18 protein-coding genes are annotated in these 17,720 nt (G+C 56.5%); 14 read left to right on the plus strand and 4 right to left on the minus strand.

From position 1 onward, the window contains the following. The first annotated feature begins 282 nt into the window (after positions 1-282). Complete coding sequence (locus RBH33_RS12770) at positions 283-1,176, plus strand: DMT family transporter (protein WP_306732593.1); 894 nt, start codon at positions 283-285, stop codon at positions 1,174-1,176. 269 nt (positions 1,177-1,445) lie between these two features. Next, entirely contained in the window at positions 1,446-2,078 is a 633-nt protein-coding gene (locus RBH33_RS12775; protein WP_306732594.1) for a TorF family putative porin, read from the plus strand. Positions 2,079-2,154: 76 nt separating this feature from the next. Here the strand turns inward: RBH33_RS12775 and RBH33_RS12780 are convergent, their stop codons facing one another. The 3 genes from RBH33_RS12780 to RBH33_RS12790 form a co-directional block, all read right to left on the minus strand. After that, on the minus strand, positions 2,155-2,874 hold the full coding sequence (locus tag RBH33_RS12780; protein ID WP_306732595.1) for a glycerophosphodiester phosphodiesterase: 720 nt from the start codon (positions 2,872-2,874) through the stop codon (positions 2,155-2,157). 111 nt (positions 2,875-2,985) lie between these two features. Then, positions 2,986-3,666, minus strand: coding sequence for an N-acetylmuramate alpha-1-phosphate uridylyltransferase MurU (gene murU, locus RBH33_RS12785; protein ID WP_306732742.1), 681 nt, complete (start codon positions 3,664-3,666; stop codon positions 2,986-2,988). A gap of 5 nt (positions 3,667-3,671) precedes the next feature. Then, positions 3,672-4,763 carry an aminoglycoside phosphotransferase family protein gene (locus RBH33_RS12790; protein ID WP_306732596.1) on the minus strand — a complete coding sequence of 364 codons (1,092 nt, stop codon included), beginning with the start codon at positions 4,761-4,763 and terminating at the stop codon, positions 3,672-3,674. A 304-nt stretch (positions 4,764-5,067) separates the two neighbouring features. Between RBH33_RS12790 and RBH33_RS12795 the strand changes: the two genes are divergently transcribed. From RBH33_RS12795 to RBH33_RS12835, 9 genes are all read left to right on the plus strand, one after another. After that, the gene (locus tag RBH33_RS12795) at positions 5,068-7,545 is read left to right on the plus strand and encodes an LPS-assembly protein LptD (RefSeq protein WP_306732597.1); all 2,478 of its coding nucleotides are present in this window, start codon (positions 5,068-5,070) and stop codon (positions 7,543-7,545) included. A gap of 34 nt (positions 7,546-7,579) precedes the next feature. Next, positions 7,580-8,878, plus strand: coding sequence for a peptidylprolyl isomerase (locus RBH33_RS12800; protein WP_306732598.1), 1,299 nt, complete (start codon positions 7,580-7,582; stop codon positions 8,876-8,878). 24 nt (positions 8,879-8,902) lie between these two features. Then, positions 8,903-9,907, plus strand: coding sequence for a 4-hydroxythreonine-4-phosphate dehydrogenase PdxA (gene pdxA, locus RBH33_RS12805; RefSeq protein ID WP_306732599.1), 1,005 nt, complete (start codon positions 8,903-8,905; stop codon positions 9,905-9,907). Positions 9,908-9,914: 7 nt separating this feature from the next. Next, entirely contained in the window at positions 9,915-10,739 is an 825-nt protein-coding gene (rsmA, locus tag RBH33_RS12810) for a 16S rRNA (adenine(1518)-N(6)/adenine(1519)-N(6))-dimethyltransferase RsmA (RefSeq protein WP_306732600.1), read from the plus strand. A 14-nt stretch (positions 10,740-10,753) separates the two neighbouring features. Beyond that, a complete protein-coding gene (apaG, locus tag RBH33_RS12815) occupies positions 10,754-11,125 on the plus strand; it encodes a Co2+/Mg2+ efflux protein ApaG (protein WP_306732601.1) in 372 nt (123 codons plus the stop codon). Between the two features lie 47 nt (positions 11,126-11,172). Beyond that, entirely contained in the window at positions 11,173-11,982 is an 810-nt protein-coding gene (locus tag RBH33_RS12820) for a symmetrical bis(5'-nucleosyl)-tetraphosphatase (protein ID WP_306732602.1), read from the plus strand. A 205-nt stretch (positions 11,983-12,187) separates the two neighbouring features. Continuing rightward, positions 12,188-12,886, plus strand: a complete 699-nt coding sequence (locus tag RBH33_RS12825; RefSeq protein ID WP_306732603.1) for a putative porin — start codon at positions 12,188-12,190, stop codon at positions 12,884-12,886. 227 nt (positions 12,887-13,113) lie between these two features. Continuing rightward, positions 13,114-13,821: a putative porin gene (locus tag RBH33_RS12830; protein ID WP_306732604.1), complete on the plus strand. Its 708-nt coding sequence runs from the start codon at positions 13,114-13,116 to the stop codon at positions 13,819-13,821. A gap of 134 nt (positions 13,822-13,955) precedes the next feature. Then, positions 13,956-14,795: a LysR family transcriptional regulator gene (locus tag RBH33_RS12835; protein ID WP_306732605.1), complete on the plus strand. Its 840-nt coding sequence runs from the start codon at positions 13,956-13,958 to the stop codon at positions 14,793-14,795. A 55-nt stretch (positions 14,796-14,850) separates the two neighbouring features. On the opposite strand, the gene RBH33_RS12840 is transcribed toward RBH33_RS12835, so the two are convergent. Continuing rightward, positions 14,851-15,063 (minus strand): PA3496 family putative envelope integrity protein, encoded by a 213-nt coding sequence (locus RBH33_RS12840; RefSeq protein ID WP_306732606.1) that lies wholly within the window; start codon positions 15,061-15,063, stop codon positions 14,851-14,853. A 159-nt stretch (positions 15,064-15,222) separates the two neighbouring features. Between RBH33_RS12840 and RBH33_RS12845 the strand changes: the two genes are divergently transcribed. Genes RBH33_RS12845 through RBH33_RS12855 form a run of 3 tightly spaced genes read left to right on the plus strand, consistent with a single transcriptional unit; the run spans position 15,223 to position 17,717 of the window. Then, positions 15,223-15,684, plus strand: a complete 462-nt coding sequence (locus tag RBH33_RS12845; RefSeq protein ID WP_306732607.1) for an ATP-dependent zinc protease family protein — start codon at positions 15,223-15,225, stop codon at positions 15,682-15,684. 48 nt (positions 15,685-15,732) lie between these two features. Then, a complete protein-coding gene (rimK, locus tag RBH33_RS12850; protein WP_306732608.1) occupies positions 15,733-16,638 on the plus strand; it encodes a 30S ribosomal protein S6--L-glutamate ligase in 906 nt (301 codons plus the stop codon). Beyond that, a complete protein-coding gene (locus RBH33_RS12855) occupies positions 16,638-17,717 on the plus strand; it encodes a succinylglutamate desuccinylase/aspartoacylase family protein (RefSeq protein WP_306732609.1) in 1,080 nt (359 codons plus the stop codon). Before rimK ends, RBH33_RS12855 begins: the two co-directional genes overlap by 1 nt. Positions 17,718-17,720: the final 3 nt, after the last annotated feature.

The following is a 17,720-nucleotide window of genomic DNA, read 5'->3' on the forward strand; positions in this document are numbered from 1 at the left end:
AAAAAAAACCGGGCTGCTTATTGTGTGCAGCCGATGCTTGAATTACAGTAGCCGCTTACTGTTCATTACCGGTTAATTGTATGCCGCTTTCTTTTGCCGCAAAACCCGTCGTCTGCGTGCTACGCCAAGTTTGGCGTATGGTGCGCGCACGTGCGTATGCGGCAGGGGATTTGTAAAGCGAAAACCACTTAACCCCAAAAGGCCGCAGCATCTTCTGCGGCCTTTTTTGTTTTACCTCTGTTAAAAAGCCCCGGAACATGCTGCACGACAAAGGAGCGTCCCGTGCACGTTTACCTGGCGTACACCCTCGTAATCTTAATTTGGTCCACCACGCCGCTGGCCATTCAGTGGAGCAGTGACAGTGTGCCGTTTATGACGGCCGTTGCGTTGCGCATGAGCTTGGCCCTTGCGCTGGCACTGCTTGCCCTGGCGTGGCTGCGTCGCGGTTCCCTGTTCGCCCGCCCTGGTGCCTGGAAAGTTTATCTGGTGGCATCACTGGGAATATTCCCCAATATGCCCCTGGTGTATTGGTCAGCGCAATTTATACCCTCCGGTTTGATTGCTGTGATCTTTGCACTGTCACCCTTCGTGACCGGGCTTTTGTCCATGGCGATTCTGCGCGAAAACCCATTCGATCGTTTTCGGGTATTGGCACTGCTGATTGCTCTGGTTGGGTTGCTGGTGATTTTCTGGGGCCAACTGCGGATTGATGCTCGCTCCGTCTACGGGATTGTGGGTCTGCTACTGTCCTGCGTCTTGTTTGGCACCAGTAGCGTGACGTTAAAGCGCTTGAATCAAGGCACCGATGCCTTCAGTCAGACGGCGGGCGCGCTCTTGTTTGCACTGCCGGGGCTTTTGCTGACCTGGTGGTGGACGGATGGCCAATGGCCCACAGAGATGTCCGATAAAACATTTTGGGCGGTGCTTTATTTAGCCGTGTTTGGCTCGGTACTCGGTTTCACGCTGTTTTACTTCGTGCTCAATGAGCTCTCGCCAAGCTCGGTTTCGCTCATCACCTTGATCACGCCCGTTCTGGCGCTAGTGATCGGCGCTTTGGTGGCCCAGGAGCGGCTGACCCTTTCACTGCTTCTGGGGGCGGGCCTGGTGATTGGCGCACTGTTGGTCTATCTGGACCTGAAACCCTGGTTACGACGCTTATGGGCGGCGTGTAAATAGTCGATCTGACGCCCGGCTCTTCTTTGCAAGTAAAAGGTGCACGCTTATGGTGCGCCTGGGGGGTAGGGGTGCGTGCGGTCTGCTTCACTTTGGTGCGCTTTGTGTGCTGAGAACCCCGGTCTCTGTGCTGAATCTCACTTAAGTGGATGATTTTAAACGACAATTTAAAGTTGGCTCGCTACCTGCTAATACCTGGGCAAGCTTGTTCGGTGTGGCATCGACAGCTGTAAAAGACAAAATATTGCCCAAAATACTTAGAGGAAGAACTCATGAAAATGAAGCAAAAATTACTGGCCAGTGCTATCGCGGTAACGGCCTTGGCTGGCACGGCTATGGCTCCCTTGGCATCTGCTGAAGTAGAAGTTTCCGCCTCGGTCGGCGCTGCCAACATGTACTACTGGCGCGGTTTTGATCTGGGTAATGGCACACCGGCCGTTTGGGGTGACTTGACTGTTAGCGCTGGTGGTTTTTACGGCGGTATGTGGACTTCTTCTGGTGATTCGTCAAGCGTCGAGTACGATCTGTACGTGGGATACGGTGGTGAGGCCGGAGCCTTTACTTACGACGTGAGCCTGTGGAGTTATTCCTATCCGTCTGCTGCTGACCCTGTCGGTCCGGGCGAGCTGATGGAAGCAGTGGTTGGTCTGGGTTTTGGGCCCCTTTCGCTGACTTACTTCCACGGTTTGGAAGATCTGGATGACTATTGGTATACCACCGTAGGTTTGGATGTAGGTGATTTCAACTTTACCTACGGTCATCACGAAGACGACGTATCACACTTGGACGTCACCTATGGTTATAACGAGAATTTGAGTTTCACCTTGGGCCTGATACTGGACGACGGCGGTTACGCCAACGACGAACCCAAGTTCATCGTAAGCTTTACTATCCCCATTAATTAAGGGGAGCCTGCCCAGAAAGTGGGGCAGTGAGTACTTCGTTAGAGGGCAAGCCATTCGTGGCTTGCCCTCTATGCGTTTAGGAGCGTTGCTCAGCGTTGAAGGCCATCAGTTCTGCGGGAAAATCAGTAAAAGCACCGTCCACGCCCATGGCGGACAGGGCACGCCATTCGTCTTTGTGATTGGCGGTATACACCCAACTTTTCAGGCCACGTGCGTGAGCATCATCCACCAGAGACTGGTTTAGGAAGTCGATGCTGGTGTTGAAGGAATAGGCGCGCAGCGCGTCGCAACAGCGGGCGTAATCCAGGGGTATGCCTTCCACCAGAACGCCTCTTTTTAGTTGGGGTGCTCGGTGCATCAACTGGTACAGCTGTTGGTGATCGAAGCTGGAAACCAGGTATTGCTCCAACTGGCCCCCATTGTCGTGGCAATGGTCCAGGATGGCTTCGGCTAGGGGTAATGCACACGCCGGCCCTTTGATCTCTATGTTCAAGAGTGCGCGCTCGCCCACGGTGTGCAGTACATCGTGCAGGGTCGGTACCAATTCGCCATTTTTCAGGCGCAGATTTTGGAGTTTGCTGTGGGGTTGGTCCAACAGCGGGCCTTCGCCGGGGATCTGTCGCCCCAGTCGCCGGTCATGGGTTACCAGCAACCGGCCTTCCACATACCAAATATCAATTTCAATGGCATCCACGCCCAGGTCGAGGCTTTTCTTAATGGCTTCGAGGCTGTTTTCGGGGCTGTGTTCGGTGCCTGGCCCACCGCGATGGGCGATGCAAAGTAGCCTGCGAGTCACGGCTTCCTCCTGAAGGTGGTGTAATGAGCGCCCCTAAATCACCGGTGGGCAAATCAGGGTCGCTGAAGGACAGCATACAGAAGACGGGTATCGGTGTGCAGGCCCCAGCGGTTATTGAGGGCGGGAAGCCAATTCTGATTGTAAAGAGTGCAATCGCTCCGGCGTGCCCACGTCACTCCAGGAACCGGTGTGAACTTCGCCTTCCAGCCGTTGCTCGGCGATGGCCGAGTTGAGTGCCTCCAGCAAAGGAAACTTGCTGCGTTTGTCCGGGTAGTCGCGGATCAGGGCAGGGCGCAGCAAGCTGATACCGGCAAAGGTAAAACGGGCGTGCTCCGGTGCGTGAGTCAGATAGCCGTCCGTGGATAGCCCAAAATCCCCGCGCGGATGGAAATCGGGGTTGGGCACCAACAGTAGGCGGCCTAGGCTAGAGTCCCGAAGCGGTCTGTTGGCAAGCGTGGTCGGATCGTAATCCGTCCAAACGTCACCATTAATTAATAAAAAAGGCGCTTCCCCAAGCAGCGGCAGGGCGTGGGCAATGGCGCCACCCGTTTCTAACGGTTCGGGTTCGGGGGAATAAGTCACTTGGATCCCGAAGCGACTTCCATCGCCCACAAAAGCGCGAATATGATCGCCCAAGTACGCCAGATTGATGATGACCTCGCGCACCCCTGAAGCGGCCAGGGACTCCAAATGGTATTGCAGCAGAGGTTTGCCGGCGAGCTTGAGCAGCGGTTTGGGGGTGTCGTCGGTGAGTGGCCGCATGCGCTTGCCAAGGCCTGCGGCCAGGATCATCGCTTTCACTCAGGCCGATCCCCCGCGCACCGGTAATCACGGTACCAGGATTGTTGTTGGGCCAGTGGCAGCAGCCGCTGCTCGAACCACTGTTGGAATTCAGCCAACTCTGGATAGCCTTGACAGGCTTCCAATACATAGCGAATCACCAGGGGCAGGTCGTCCATATAATGATTTTTGCCGTCGCGCAGGGACAGGCGGGCAAAGATGCCCAGCACTTTCAAATGTCGTTGCAGCCCCATCCAGTCGAACCACCGCAGGTACTGAGCTTCGTCCACATCCGTCAGTAAGCCCGCCTCCGCCGCCATATTGCCGTAACCCAGCGCCCACTGGCGCACCTGCTCGGCAGGCCAGCGCAGGTAGCAATCCCGCAACAGTGATACCAGATCGTAGGTAATAGGCCCCCAAAGTGCGTCCTGGAAGTCGACGATGCCCAGGCGTCCATCGGTCTTCAGTAGCAAGTTGCGCGAGTGATAATCCCGGTGCACCAGTACCTGGGGTTGTTCCAGAGCGCTGTCTTCCAGGCGCGTGAACACGTCTTGTACAAGCTGATGCTCTTGGTCAGACAAGCTGTACTGCAGCAGCTCTGCGAGGAACCAATCAGTAAACAGTGCCAGTTCGGCGCCTAAATTCTCTCGGTCGTAAACGCCCAGCAGTTCGCGCGCATGGGGGCTCTGCTGAAGCGCTAGAAGCTCGATTAACGCCTCCCCGTAAAGTATCGGGGCCGAGTCGGGCGACTCTTCCAGCTCGTATTGGAGAAGTTGATCACCAAAATCCTCTATAAGCAGAAAACCCCGTTCCGCATCCGCAGCAATGACAGCTGGAACATCAATGCCCTGGGGGCGGAGATATTGCGCAAGGTGCACAAACTGCTTGCTGTCCTCGTGGGCCGGAGGCGCGTCAACCGCCAGCATGGAGGGCTGGGTGTTCAAACGATGGTACTGCCGGAAGCCGGCGTCTCCCCGCAGTGTGGTCATACTCAATTCATTCAGCGGTCTTGTTGGGTGTAGCGTCTGCAGCTGCTGACGAATCCAGGTCTTGAAGTTGTCCGAGCGTTCCTTGGAGGAAGGCGAGTGCTGTGCGTGCTGATCGGCCATCGTAACTCCGCCGCGAGTATCGGCAATTAAAGTGGAATAGCGGATTCTACCCCGGCGATGCAGGTAAAAGTCAAAAGCTATTGCGGTTCACGCCAAGTTCATTCCAAGCGCTTGCATATTCAAGTAGAATTCCCGCCTTTACTCGCGTTGGCCTGTAAGCGGGGCCCGCCAATCCCGTGTGGCCAGTGACGGGCAGCCGGATCTGAGAATGTCGAGACGTCTATTCATGCATTTTGCCCACTCTGGTAATCGGAGTTCTGGCCCTGGTTCGACTCCCGGAGCCAGACGCGGGCGCCTGGTCCCAATGCTGGCCCTGCTGGTTAGCCTAGGCGCTGCGGCAGAGGATCCCTATGCACCCTACGACTGGGTGCCTATTGATGACTTGACCGAGGAGCAACTGGAGTTGCTACGCCCCGGTTGCTGCGGCGTGTATATCTCTCCCGTACGAGACGATGAAGACGCTCTGTTACACCCCGATGACTCCCCCATTCGCGCATTTTCCGATACGGCCGAGCGCAGCCGGGAGGGGCTGACCACCCTGGAAGGCAATGTGCTCTTTACTCAGGGTTACCGCAGTATTGAGGCCGAGTGCGCGCGCTATGACCCCGTTGCTGGTTCAGCGGAGGCCAGCGGAAATGTGGTGCTGCGCGAGCCCGGCGTACTGTTGAGGGCCGATAGCGCTCAGGTCGATCTGGACACGGGTGACGCGCAGCTCGATGGTGCCCGGTTTGTCTTGCACGGAGCGCATTTTCGCGGCAGTGCTGAACAGCTGGACAAGGTGGGCATGGACATGTTGCGCCTGACCAACAGTGAAATTACCCGCTGTGAGCCGGGCCGCAACGACTGGGTGCTGGAAGGGTCGGATATTCGCATATACCCGGATCAGCATTACGGCACCGCGCGTCATGCCCGGTTCAAGCTTTTTAATGTACCGGTTTTTTATACTCCCTATGTGCGCTTTCCTGTTGGGGACGAACGCCAAACCGGCTTCCTGTTCCCTGCCATCGGCGAAAGCCGACGCGACGGGGTGGAATTCTCCTTACCCTTTTACTGGAACATTGCCCCCAATTACGACATGACGATCACGCCCAACTATATGTCTCGGCGTGGCACCTTGTGGAATGTAGAGGGTCGGCATTTAGCGCGGCACTTTGAGACCACGGTGGACGGCAGCTGGATTAGCACCGACCGGGGCGGCTATAGCCGGCGCCTGGAGAACCAGATCGCCCGCGGTGAGATTACCGAGGAGGAGGCCTACCCCTTTCGCGGCGAGGAGCGCTGGCGCGTGCAGTTGGACCAGACCGGTGGCGCAGGTGAGCGTTGGAGCACTGAGATCGACTACACGGATCTGAGTGACAACGATTATTTGCGTGATTTGGACAGCGGCTCCCTGGACGTCAACCGTTCCGCTGTGGTTCGGCAAATGGCCGGGGCAGGCTATCAAAGCGAACATTGGACCTACGGCATCCGGGTGGAGGAACTACGCTCACTGACCACCGCCCGCTGGCCGCATCGGGAGGTGCCGCGGGTTAATGCCGACGGTCGGTATTACTGGAACAATTGGCAGCTGGATCTGGATAACGAGTATGCTCGCTTCGATTTGAGCCGAACCTTTGAGGGCACCGAGCGGCAAATCGAAAACATTGTCATCGGCGAACGGGTCCGCACGGACTATGGTTTAACCTGGAATCAAGAGTGGCTCTGGGGCTTTGTTCGGCCCCGGGCCATGGTGAAAACCCTGTCCTACGAGTTGGACGACGGTAATCTGCTGGAAGGCGCTGAGACCCGCCCCTCCCTGGTGGTTCCCCAGGGCTCATTGGACACGGGTTTGTTTTTCGAGCGCTACGGTAGCGCTTTGGGCACGCCTTACCTACAGACTTTTGAGCCGCGCCTGTTTTACTTTTACAGCGATTACGAAGATCACGGCGAACTGCTCGACGTGACCGCTGGCGGGCGCGCTGTCAACTTTGACACCAAAGACTTGACCTTTAGCTACGACCAGCTTTACCGTACCACGCGTTTTGCCGGTGGCGACCGAATTGACGATGCCAACCAACTGTCGGTCGGCTTGACCACTCGCTTTATCGATGCTTTGAGTGGGACCGAGCACTTAAGCCTAAGCGTGGGGCAAATTTTTTACTTTGAGGATCGTCGAGTCGGCCTGCGTGAGCCCCGGCCAGCCCCTGAAGGGGAAATCGCAGATCACGAACGCACTCGATCGGACGTGGCTGCTCAAGTGAACGCCCGCGTGACGGACCGCTGGAGCCTGACCACCAACGTAACCTATGACCCGTTTGAACACGAGTACACCCGAGCGAATGCCTCGTTGCGTTATTTGGACTCGCAGTACCGGATCTTCAACGTGTCTTACCGGTTCAACCGCCGGCCCCCGGCTCCCGGTCGCTTGGACCCTACGGAGGAGCTGGATCGAAGTCAGAATCAGATCGATGCAACGTTTCACTGGCCAGTGTATGGCCGCTGGAGCTTGATTGGCCGGGGCCACTACGACATTACGTACCGCCAGGAACTCGATACCTTTCTGGGACTCGAATACGACGACTGTTGTTACCGGATACGCCTACTGGCCCGGCGCTGGCTCAACTTCGACTACACCTTCAGCTCCAATTTCTTGGAGACTGTGGGTCCCGAGGACCTGGAAGACAGCATTATCCTGGACATTCAGTTTAAAGGTTTGGGCAGTGTCAACAGGCGGGTCGGTGACCTGCTGCAGAAAGCGATTCCAGGCTACGGCGCCCGGGAAACGCATTACATTTCAGACTAACAATACATCAATCTATAGTGATCAATATATGCCTATGTCCCGGATGAAACCCCTGCTTTTTTGTCTCGTACTGTGTCTGCCCTTTGGTGGCCCAGCGGTATGGGCGCAAACCGAGCGGCTGGATCGAATAGTAGCCATTGTCGATAGTGACGTGGTGCTGGAAAGTGAATTGCAACAGCGCTATCAGGTGGTCATGGAGCGTCTGAGCCAATCGGGTAATCGGCAGCAGCTGCCCCCGGAAGACGTCCTCAAAAAACAAATTCTCGATCAACTCATTCTCGAAAGCCTGCAGATTCAGATGGGCCGGCGATACGGTATTGAGCTGACCGAACAGCAACTGAATATGGCCATTCAGAACATCATGCGCAGCAACCAGATGACCGAAGAAGACCTGCGCAGAGATCTGGCCCTCAGAGGCGAGACCATGGAACAGTTCAGGGCTCAAATCCAAACGGAGATGGCCGTGAATCAGATTCAGCAGGCCGTGGTAAACAGTCGGCTGCAAATCAACGATCGGGACATTGACAGCTTCCTGGCTTCCACCGACGGCAAGTTCGCCACCTCTCCGGAGTACCGGCTGGGGCACATACTGATTGCCGTTCCCAGTGGCGCCGATGCCGAAGTGGTCGCACAAGCGCAAGAAAAGGCAGAGGGCCTTCAGGCCGAATTGATCGAAGGTGCGGATTTCGAACAAATGGCGATTACTCACTCCAACGACCCCAACGCACTACAAGGTGGGGAACTGGGATGGCGGCGGCTGGAGCAGCTGCCAGAGTTGTTTAGCGAACCGGTGAGCCGCTTGCGAGCTGGGCAGGTAACGGCACCTTTGCGCAGTGGCGCGGGCTTTCATATTCTCAAGGCCCACGAAACTCGCAGTCGGCGCGACGACAGTATTATTGAGCAGACTCGCGCCCGTCATATCCTGATCAAAACCTCAGAATTGATTGATGACGCCGCTGCTGAGCGGAGATTGAGCGATATCCGCCAGAGAATTTTGGATGGGGAAGATTTCGCTGCGTTGGCCCGCGAACACTCAGAAGACATCGGCTCCATGCTGCAGGGCGGCGATTTGGGCTGGAGCAACCCCGGCCAGATGGTCCCCGCTTTCGAGCAGGTCATGGCCCAGTCAGAGCCCGGTGACATCAGTGAGCCCTTTCAGAGCCGTTTCGGCTGGCACATACTGCAAGTCCAAGAGCGGCGAAAAAAGGATATGAGTGATGTTATGTTGCGCAACGAAGCGGCCGAAATGCTGCGCGAACGACGCTTCGATGAAGAGCTGCAAACCTGGTTGGCTGAGATTCGCGAAGAAGCGTACATTGAAGTCAAACTCTGAGCCCCAGCGTGAGGCGGGACTCTAATGACTAGCCCTCGTATCGTCTATACGCCTGGAGAACCCGCCGGCATTGGGCCCGACTTAATCGTGGCCCTGGCTCAAGCGCCGCAGCAGGCGGAGCTTGTGGTAGCGGCCGACCCAGCCCTGCTGGAAGCGCGGGCCGCCGCCCTGGGGGTGCCTCTGAGGCTGCGCGAGTGGAACCCGGCGCTTGCTCCCCGCCCCTCGCCGGGAGGCGAGCTGTTGGTGGCGCCGGTGTTTTTGTCCTCGCCAGTGACTGCCGGGAAGCTCGATCCCAATAATGCCCATTACGTCTTAACGACTTTGGATCTCGCCATCGAGGGTTGCTTAGGCGGCCAATTCGACGCCTTGGTGACTGGCCCCGTTCACAAAGGAGTCATCAACGAGGCGGGCATCGCCTTTACCGGACACACGGAATACCTCGCCGATAAAACCCATACCTCGCGCGTGGTGATGATGCTCGCCACGGAAGGTCTGCGCGTGGCGCTCGCCACCACTCACCTCCCGCTGAAAGACGTAGCCGCCGCACTCAACGCACAGCTACTGACCGAAGTGATCGATATTCTGCATGCGTCCTTGCAAAGGGATTTCGGTCTGGTGCAGCCGCGAATTCTGGTGTGCGGTCTCAACCCCCACGCCGGGGAAGGAGGGCACCTGGGGAGAGAAGAAATCGACATTCTGGAGCCGGTTTTGGCCCGGGGTCGGGAGCGCGGTTTCGATCTTATCGGCCCCCTACCGGCGGATACCCTGTTTACGCCCAAACACCTGGACGGCGCCGACGCGGTTCTGGCCATGTATCATGATCAAGGTTTGCCAGTGCTCAAGTACAAAGGGTTTGGTCAAGCTGTAAACGTCACCTTGGGGCTGCCTCTGGTGCGCACCTCTGTAGACCATGGCACAGCTCTGGATCTCGCCGGCACCGGCCGTGCCGACTTGGGCAGTCTCAGAACCGCGTTGGATTACGCCGTGACCATGGCACAAGCCAGGGGTCGCCACTTCGCACAGGAATAAGCGACGAATGACAAAATTTATAAACGGTGAGGCACCGCACCGGGCACGTAAGCGTTTTGGCCAAAACTTTTTGGTGGATCAAAACGTCTTGGACAGAATTCTGCGCGCGGTAAATCCATCGGCGGGGCAGCACCTGGTGGAAATCGGTCCCGGCAAAGGCGCTTTGACGTCGCTGTTGGCGGAAGCCGCCGAACGGCTTACCGTGATTGAGTTGGACCGGGATTTGGTGCCCTGGTTGAAAGTGAAGTTCGAGCGCTACCCCGGCTTTGAATTGTTTCAGGCCGACGCGTTGAAATTTGATTTTGCGGCTCTGGCTGGCGAGGCCGAGCCGTTGCGCATTGTCGGCAACCTTCCCTACAATATCTCCACGCCGCTGATTTTCCACCTGTTGGCCTGTGCAAGCCAGGTGCAGGACATGCACTTCATGCTGCAAAAGGAAGTGGTTCAGCGCATGGCCGCTCAACCGGGTGACAAAGCGTACGGTCGTTTGGGGATCATGGTTCAATACTACTGCAAGGTGGAAAACCTGTTCGAGGTGCCACCGGGCGCCTTTGCGCCGGCCCCCAAAGTGGACTCAGCCGTGGTGCGCCTTGTGCCTCATCAGAATCTGCCTTACCCCGCCCAACATTTGAAAACGTTGGAAAAGTTGGTCAACGTGGCTTTTCAACAACGGCGTAAAACCTTGCGCAACGCCCTAAAACAACTGTTGCCGGTGGAGCTGATTGACGAACTACCGGTGGACACAGGCTTGAGGCCGGAAAATATTTCCTTGGAAACTTTTGTGGACTTGAGTAACGTCATCGGCGATCTGGACGCTCTTCCAGAACCTTGACTGTGGATGACATCATGACCAGTGCCATAGAGATTACTGTTAAAACCCACTACGTGGCCGCGCAGTCACGTCCGGCCGATCGGCGCTACGTTTACGCTTACACGATCACCATTGCTAATCGCGGTGACTTGGCTGCACAGCTCATTGCCCGGCACTGGATTATTCAGGACGACCAGAACAAACGACAGGAGGTCAAAGGTGTTGGCGTGGTCGGTGAGCAGCCCCACTTGGCTCCGGGTGCGAGCTATACCTATACGAGCGGTGTTGTTCTCGAAACCGAATCTGGCTTGATGGAAGGCAGTTACCAAATGCGCACCGACGAAGGCGCGCAATTCCAAGTGCCGATCCCCGCCTTTGCCCTCGTGCCGCCCCATGCCATACACTGAGCCGATGAAGAGTAAGCGCAAGCGCAAGCGTTAATCAGGGAGTCGCAATGAGCACGTACGCCATCGGTGATTTGCAAGGCTGTTTGGAGCCGTTGAAGCGTTTGCTGGGGCAGGTCAACTTTGACCCCTGTGCGGACCGGCTCTGGATCGCGGGAGATTTGGTTAATCGTGGCCCCAGCTCCCTGGAAACTCTGCGCTATCTCTACGAGCTGCGAGACTCGGTAACCGCCGTGCTGGGTAATCACGACCTGCACTTTTTGGCCGTCGCCTTCGGGCACAAACGAAAAAGCCGCTATGACACGCTTGAAGATTTGCTCAAGGCGGAGGACTGCACCGACATGATTGCCTGGTTGCGCCAGTGCCCCTTGTTGCATAGAGACGAAGCGCTGGGATTTACCATGGTACACGCAGGCATCCCGCCCAACTGGACCATGGAGCAGGCCGAGGCCCACGCGCGTGAAGTAGAAGCTGTCCTGCAGAGTAACCAGTTGGATCATTTTCTCTCTCACATGTACGGCAATAAACCCAGACGCTGGAAGAACAAGTTAATTGGTGTGGATCGTTTACGGCTAATCACCAACTACTTTACCCGCATGCGCTTTTGCACCGAAGATGGCGAGCTGGAATTGGAAAGTAAAGCGGGCGCCGACCAACATCCACCAGGTTTTGCGCCATGGTTTGCGCACCCAAAACACAAGTGCCGAAAACACAAAATCGTGTTTGGTCATTGGGCGGCTTTGGAGGGCAAAGCGGATGCGCCCAACGTGTATGCCTTGGATACAGGCTGTGTTTGGGGCGGCTCGCTGACGGCTCTGCGTCTAGAGGATGAGCATCTATTTCGGTGTCAGTGCGGCTGAGTCACGGATTCTTATCGCTGCTCGTTAGTTTGCTTGTTAGGTTTCCCCTTTTTTGCCGCTGGCGGCCAACTCATCCTGTGTTGTTCAACACTACATTTGGGTGCAAAGTGTGGCTCAAAACTCCTCTCTATGGCACAATAATTTTGATGGGCGTCGGCGAAAGCTCCGACCCCGCCCGCCGAGTCATGAATGGGAGAACCCCCGGATGAAAGTCGTTAGAGCGTTTGCCGCCCTGGGGCTGGCCCTGTGTTGTGTATCCGCACTGGCCAATACGTATCAAGTTGAAGGTGGAATGAGTTTTATCCGTGACTCCGGTATTGGCAATGACCGACTGAGCTTGCGCGGAGAATATTTTTTCACGCCCGTGCTGACGTTAAACCATCCATTGGCGGAAGCGGCTTTTCTGGAACAATCCCCCCGCTTGTTTGTAGAAACCGATACCGATTTTGATTGGATGAAGTTGGGCGGGGAAGTGTATCTCCCCGACACTATGTTCTACGTTGGGGCGGCCATCGTTCGTACCCAAGACGGTGGTTCGGAGACCCGGTTGGTGGCGACTTTTGGCTTGGTGCCACTTGAGGGCTTGCTCATTACCACCCACTTGACCGACGACGGTTACGACCCCAATGTGCGCGCCAAATACTTGGCCGACCTCGGTGGCGGCAACTTTGTGAATGTCGAAGCCGAATTTATCGACCGGGACATCGATAACTTCCTGAGCCTGATGGCCGACTTCTATATTAATCGAAGTTGGAGTATCGGCGGTGGATACGCCGATAACTATGGTGATGAGTTCACTCTGCGAACGCGTAAATTCTTTAACAATGAATTGAGCGGTGAAGTGTCCGTGACGGATACCGACTGGGGAAGCCGAGTAATGGTTGGTGGCACTTTGCGATTCTGACAATCGTTGTGAAAGTGAAACCTAAAGCCCCGCTTCGAGTGGGGTTTTTTGCGGCTGAAAAAAGTTCAAGCAAGAATGGCAGCGCAATCAAAAGAAACATGTGCCAGAATCGTCAAAAGCTGTGAGGAAAATGTGCTGTGGGTTATGACAATGTTGAGTTTTCCGTCTAAAATGCGCGCCGCACTGAGTGGTGCGACTGGACACTTTAGCTAACGGAGAATTAGAAAATGAAATTGAAAGCATTGGCGATTGCCACAGGAATGATTTTTAGCTCTGCAGTTATGGCTGCTCCCTACCAAGTTGAAGTTGGCGCGAACTACCAGCACTGGGACGTTGACGGCGGCGGCAGTGACGGCGCGTTTGGCGTGCGCGGCGAATACCACTTTGCTCCTGTACAGACCGGAAATCACCCCTTGGCGGAAGCGGCCTTCTTGGAGCGCTCCACTAACGTATACGCGGAAGCAAACGACGACTTCGATCACCTGACTTTGGGTGGCGAGTTGTATATTCCCAATACCATGTTTTACGTAGCCGCTGAAGTTTTCCGCACTGACTACAACGGTTCGGACACCGGAGTAGCCGGCGCCGTAGGTATCATGCCCATCGACGGTCTGTTGGTAAGCACCCGTTTTACAGACGACGGCTATGATGCCAATGTCAGCGTCAAGTACGTTACCGCTATCGGTACTGTTAACTACTTGAACGTGGAAGGTACCTACCAGGATGGCGATTTCGATGATTACTTGAGCGTGTCTGCCGATTTCTACATCGATCGCACGTTCAGCGTAGGCGCTGGATATGCCGATGAATACGGCAACGACGTGTTCAGTTTGCGCGCACGCAAGTTCTTCACCAGCGAAATCAGCGGTGAGCTGCAGTTGAGCGACAGTGACTGGGGCACCGGTGTTCTTGTAGGCGCTTCCATACGCTTCTAAGCGGTACCCGTTCTCAGGAATGAAAAAGCCCCACCTTTAACGAGGTGGGGCTTTTTTTGTGTCCAGTGCAGAGGCTTTCTTGCTGTGAATGCCGTGTCGGTGTAGATTCGCCCTAAACCTTGCTAGTGGGCATTATGGACATAGAGCTTCTAAAAACCTTCATTGAGGTCACCCAAACCCGCAACTTTGCTCGAGCCGCCGGCAACATGCACTTGAGTCCCTCGGCCGTCAGTGCCCGTATTCGCCAGTTGGAGCAGGCCCTTGGGGTAACGCTCTTGTTCCGCAAGCGGGGCAATATTCAAATGACCGCCGAAGGCGAACTGTTGCTGCCCAGGGCTCATCAAATGCTGGAAACCTGGGCCCAAGCGCGTGGCGAGATGGCTCGCCAGGCAGAGCCGGCCAGTCATTTGAGTCTGGGCGCTACGCCAGGCCTCTGGCGTTTTGTGTTAAATAATTTGAGCGTGCATTTGCGCCGAGAGCTGCCGGAACTGACCTTGCGCGCGGAAGCTTATTCGCAGGATGATCTGGTAGAGCGCGTGCTGGCCAAGCAGTTGGATGCCGCTCTGGTGTACGAACTGCCGGGCGACCCTGCATTGAAATCCCGTCGCGTGGGCCAGTTGAGCCTGGTCCTGCTGAGTTCCATGCCAAATCTGGACCTGCGCAGCTCCCAAGCCCTGGACTATGTGTATGTGGACTGGGGAGCGGCTTTCGCCCTCTTTCACGCCCGCCGCTTTGGCAGTCGGGATAGTCATCTTTATACCAACCAGCCGGGCGTGGCGCTGGACAGCCTGTTGGCTGGCGGCGGATGCGCCTATTTGCCGGCGAGCTTATTGGACGACGCGAATCCCGGTCTGTACCGGGTGAATGACGCCCCAGAGTTTTCTCGCTCCCTGTATCTGGTGTGTCGAGTTGAGAATGAATATGCCCATGGTATCCAGCAGCTTCTGCCACTGCTGGAGCTCGGGAGCCTCTGAACAAGTCCAAGCCGAGCTTTGGCTTGCAGGGCTTCCCGAGAGGCTCCCTAGATGATTAGAAATCCAGCTCCCATAGATCGTCGCAGCCCAGCTCATCCCGCAGCCGTCGCCGTTCGAGCCGGTCTTCCAGTTTGCGGCGGATCTCTAGGATGTGCTGGCTGGTTTCTTTGGCGGAAAGTTTGGGCTGTCCGTCATCGTCATCCATATCAGTGTTAATATCGTGCAACAGATCAGAATCGTTTTCAGAGTGGTCGACTTCGACAGCCATGGGGATACCTCCTATCAGGGCGTAAGGCCAGGTGAACAACGCTGGCCCTAAGGCTTTACCTCAGGCGCTATGTACCATAGCCTCAGCTTGCGGCAAAGCAAAATATTTTTGACGTGACGAACACTTTTTTTGTTGATGGCAGCACCGTAAGGAGATCCAGTGCAGACGAACAGTATGCAGACCATCGGTTGGCGCGAGTGGGTGAACCTACCCGGCCTTGGAGCCGTAGTAACCAAGGCCAAAATTGATACCGGAGCCCGCACCAGCGCCCTGCACGCCTATTACGTGGAGCCCTTCAGGCGGGACGGAAAAAACTGGGTGCGCTTTGGCTTGCACCCCTTGCAGGGGGATAAGGATACGGCGGTGGACTGCGAAGCGCCGGTGGTGGATCGACGCCAAGTGACAGACTCCGGCGGCCACCGGGAAATGCGTTATGTTATTGCTACCCCGGTCCAGTTGGGAGCGGCCCGCTTCGATGTGGAGGTTACCCTAACCGACCGGGAGAACATGCGCTTTCGCATGTTGCTGGGGCGCACTGCCCTTAAGGCCCGCTTTCTGGTGGATAGTAATCGCTCTTTCTTGCTCGGTGGCGACAAGACTCATCCACCGAAACAGGCTTAAACGATTCCGCCTGTTCCGTTTTTCACTTCCATAGACGTAGGAAAGCCTATGAAAATTGCCATACTCTCGCGTAACCGCCGCCTGTACTCCACCCGCCGCTTGGTGGAGGCGGGCACCGAGCGCGGCCACGAGATGCATGTTATCGATATTCTCAAGTGCTACATGGATATTACGCCGGGAAATCCGACCATTTGGTACATGGGTGAGAAGCTTGAAGGTTTCGATGCGGTCATTCCCCGTATCGGCGCCTCGGTGACCCATTACGGCCTGGCGGTGATTCGCCAGTTTGAGATGACTGGGGCTTACTGCTTGACCGAATCGGTGGCGCTGGGTCGCTCCCGGGACAAACTGCGCGCCCTGCAGTTGCTCTCTCGTAAAGGGTTGGGGTTGCCCAAAACGAGTTTTGCCTACAACGTCCACAACACCAAGGACCTCATAAAACTGGTGGGTGGGGCGCCGCTGGTGGTGAAATTGTGCGAAGGCACTCAGGGTCGGGGCGTGGTCCTGGCAGAGACCGTAAAGGCGGCGGAAAGTGTTATCGAAGCGTTTCGCGAGTTGCGCGCGGAATTTTTGGTGCAGGAATTTATTAAGGAAGCGGGTGGCAGTGATATTCGCTGCTTGGTCATCGGCGGCAAAGTTGTGGCCGCCATGCAGCGCACGGCTATGGAGGGGGAGTTTCGCTCCAATCTGCACCGAGGCGGTAGCGCCAAACTGGTCAAGCTTACGCCCACCGAGCGGCGCACGGCAGTGAAGGCCGCTCAGACCATGGGCCTGCATATTTCCGGCGTGGATATACTTCGGTCCAGCCGCGGCCCGCTGATTATGGAAGTTAATTCCTCTCCGGGCTTGGAAGGCATAGAAGGTGCCACCCAGAAAGATGTCGCCGGCGCTATTATTGCCTTCGTCGAAGAAAACGCCCGCCCCAACAAAACCCGTACCCGGGGTAAAGGGTGATGGCGAGTAAATCCGCTGGGGGGAACAAAGCCATTGAGATTGGCGGGGTCCGAGTAGAACCCGGTCAACGGACCACGGTGGATATACCCCTGGCGGCCATGTACACCCACGCGGATGTGGTGTTGACGGTTCACGCCATCAATGGCCGCCGGCCCGGACCCTGTATGTTTGTGTGTGCCGCCATTCACGGCGATGAACTCAATGGCGTGGAGATTATTCGGCGTTTACTGGAGTCCAAACAACTCAGTCAGCTGCGCGGCACTTTGTTGGCCATTCCCCTGGTGAACGTCCATGGCTTCCTGACCCAGTCCCGCTATTTACCGGATGGCCGGGATCTAAACCGCAGCTTTCCCGGTAACGAGCGCGGCTCTCTAGCGGGCCGCGTGGCGAACACTTTTCTCAACGACATTGTTCGACACTGCACTCACGGCATTGACCTGCACACTGGCGCCCGCCATCGCACCAACCTGCCACAAATCCGGGCCGACCTCAGTGATGACCAAACTCGAGCGTTGGCCATGGAGTTTGGCGTGCCAGTGGTTCTGGATGCGAAGTTGCGAGATGGGTCGCTGAGAGAAGCAGCGGCGGATAGTGGCATTCCCCTGTTGTTGTACGAGGCGGGTGAAGCCCTGCGCTTCGACGAGCTGAGTATCCGCGCGGGGACGCGCGGCATCATCAACGTGATGCGGGCGCTACGCATGCTGCCAGCGCGCAAGAAGTCCGCAAAAGCGCCCAGCGCGGTGGTAGCGGATGACAGCCGATGGGTGCGGGCCCCTCACAGCGGCATTATGCGCTCACTGGTGCGCCTGGGTGATCGAGTCAAAAAAGGCCGGGTGCTGGGCTATATTGCCGACCCAATGGGGCTGAATGAATATCCGGTGGTGGCTCCCGACGAGGCGATTGTGATTGGCGCAAACAACTTGCCTTTGGTGCACGAAGGAGAAGCCTTATTCCACCTGGCCAGCTTTAAACGTCACACGCGCCGGGTGGCGGATCAGCTGCAGGGCTTTCACGAGCGATTCAATAGGGAAGAAGGGGAGCCATTCTTTATCGGTGAGGATGAGTCGCTGGAGGACTAGGCA

It is taken from the genome of Marinimicrobium hydrolyticum (assembly GCF_030848505.1).
In the GTDB taxonomy this organism is placed as follows: Bacteria; Pseudomonadota; Gammaproteobacteria; order Pseudomonadales; family Cellvibrionaceae; genus JAVDDU01.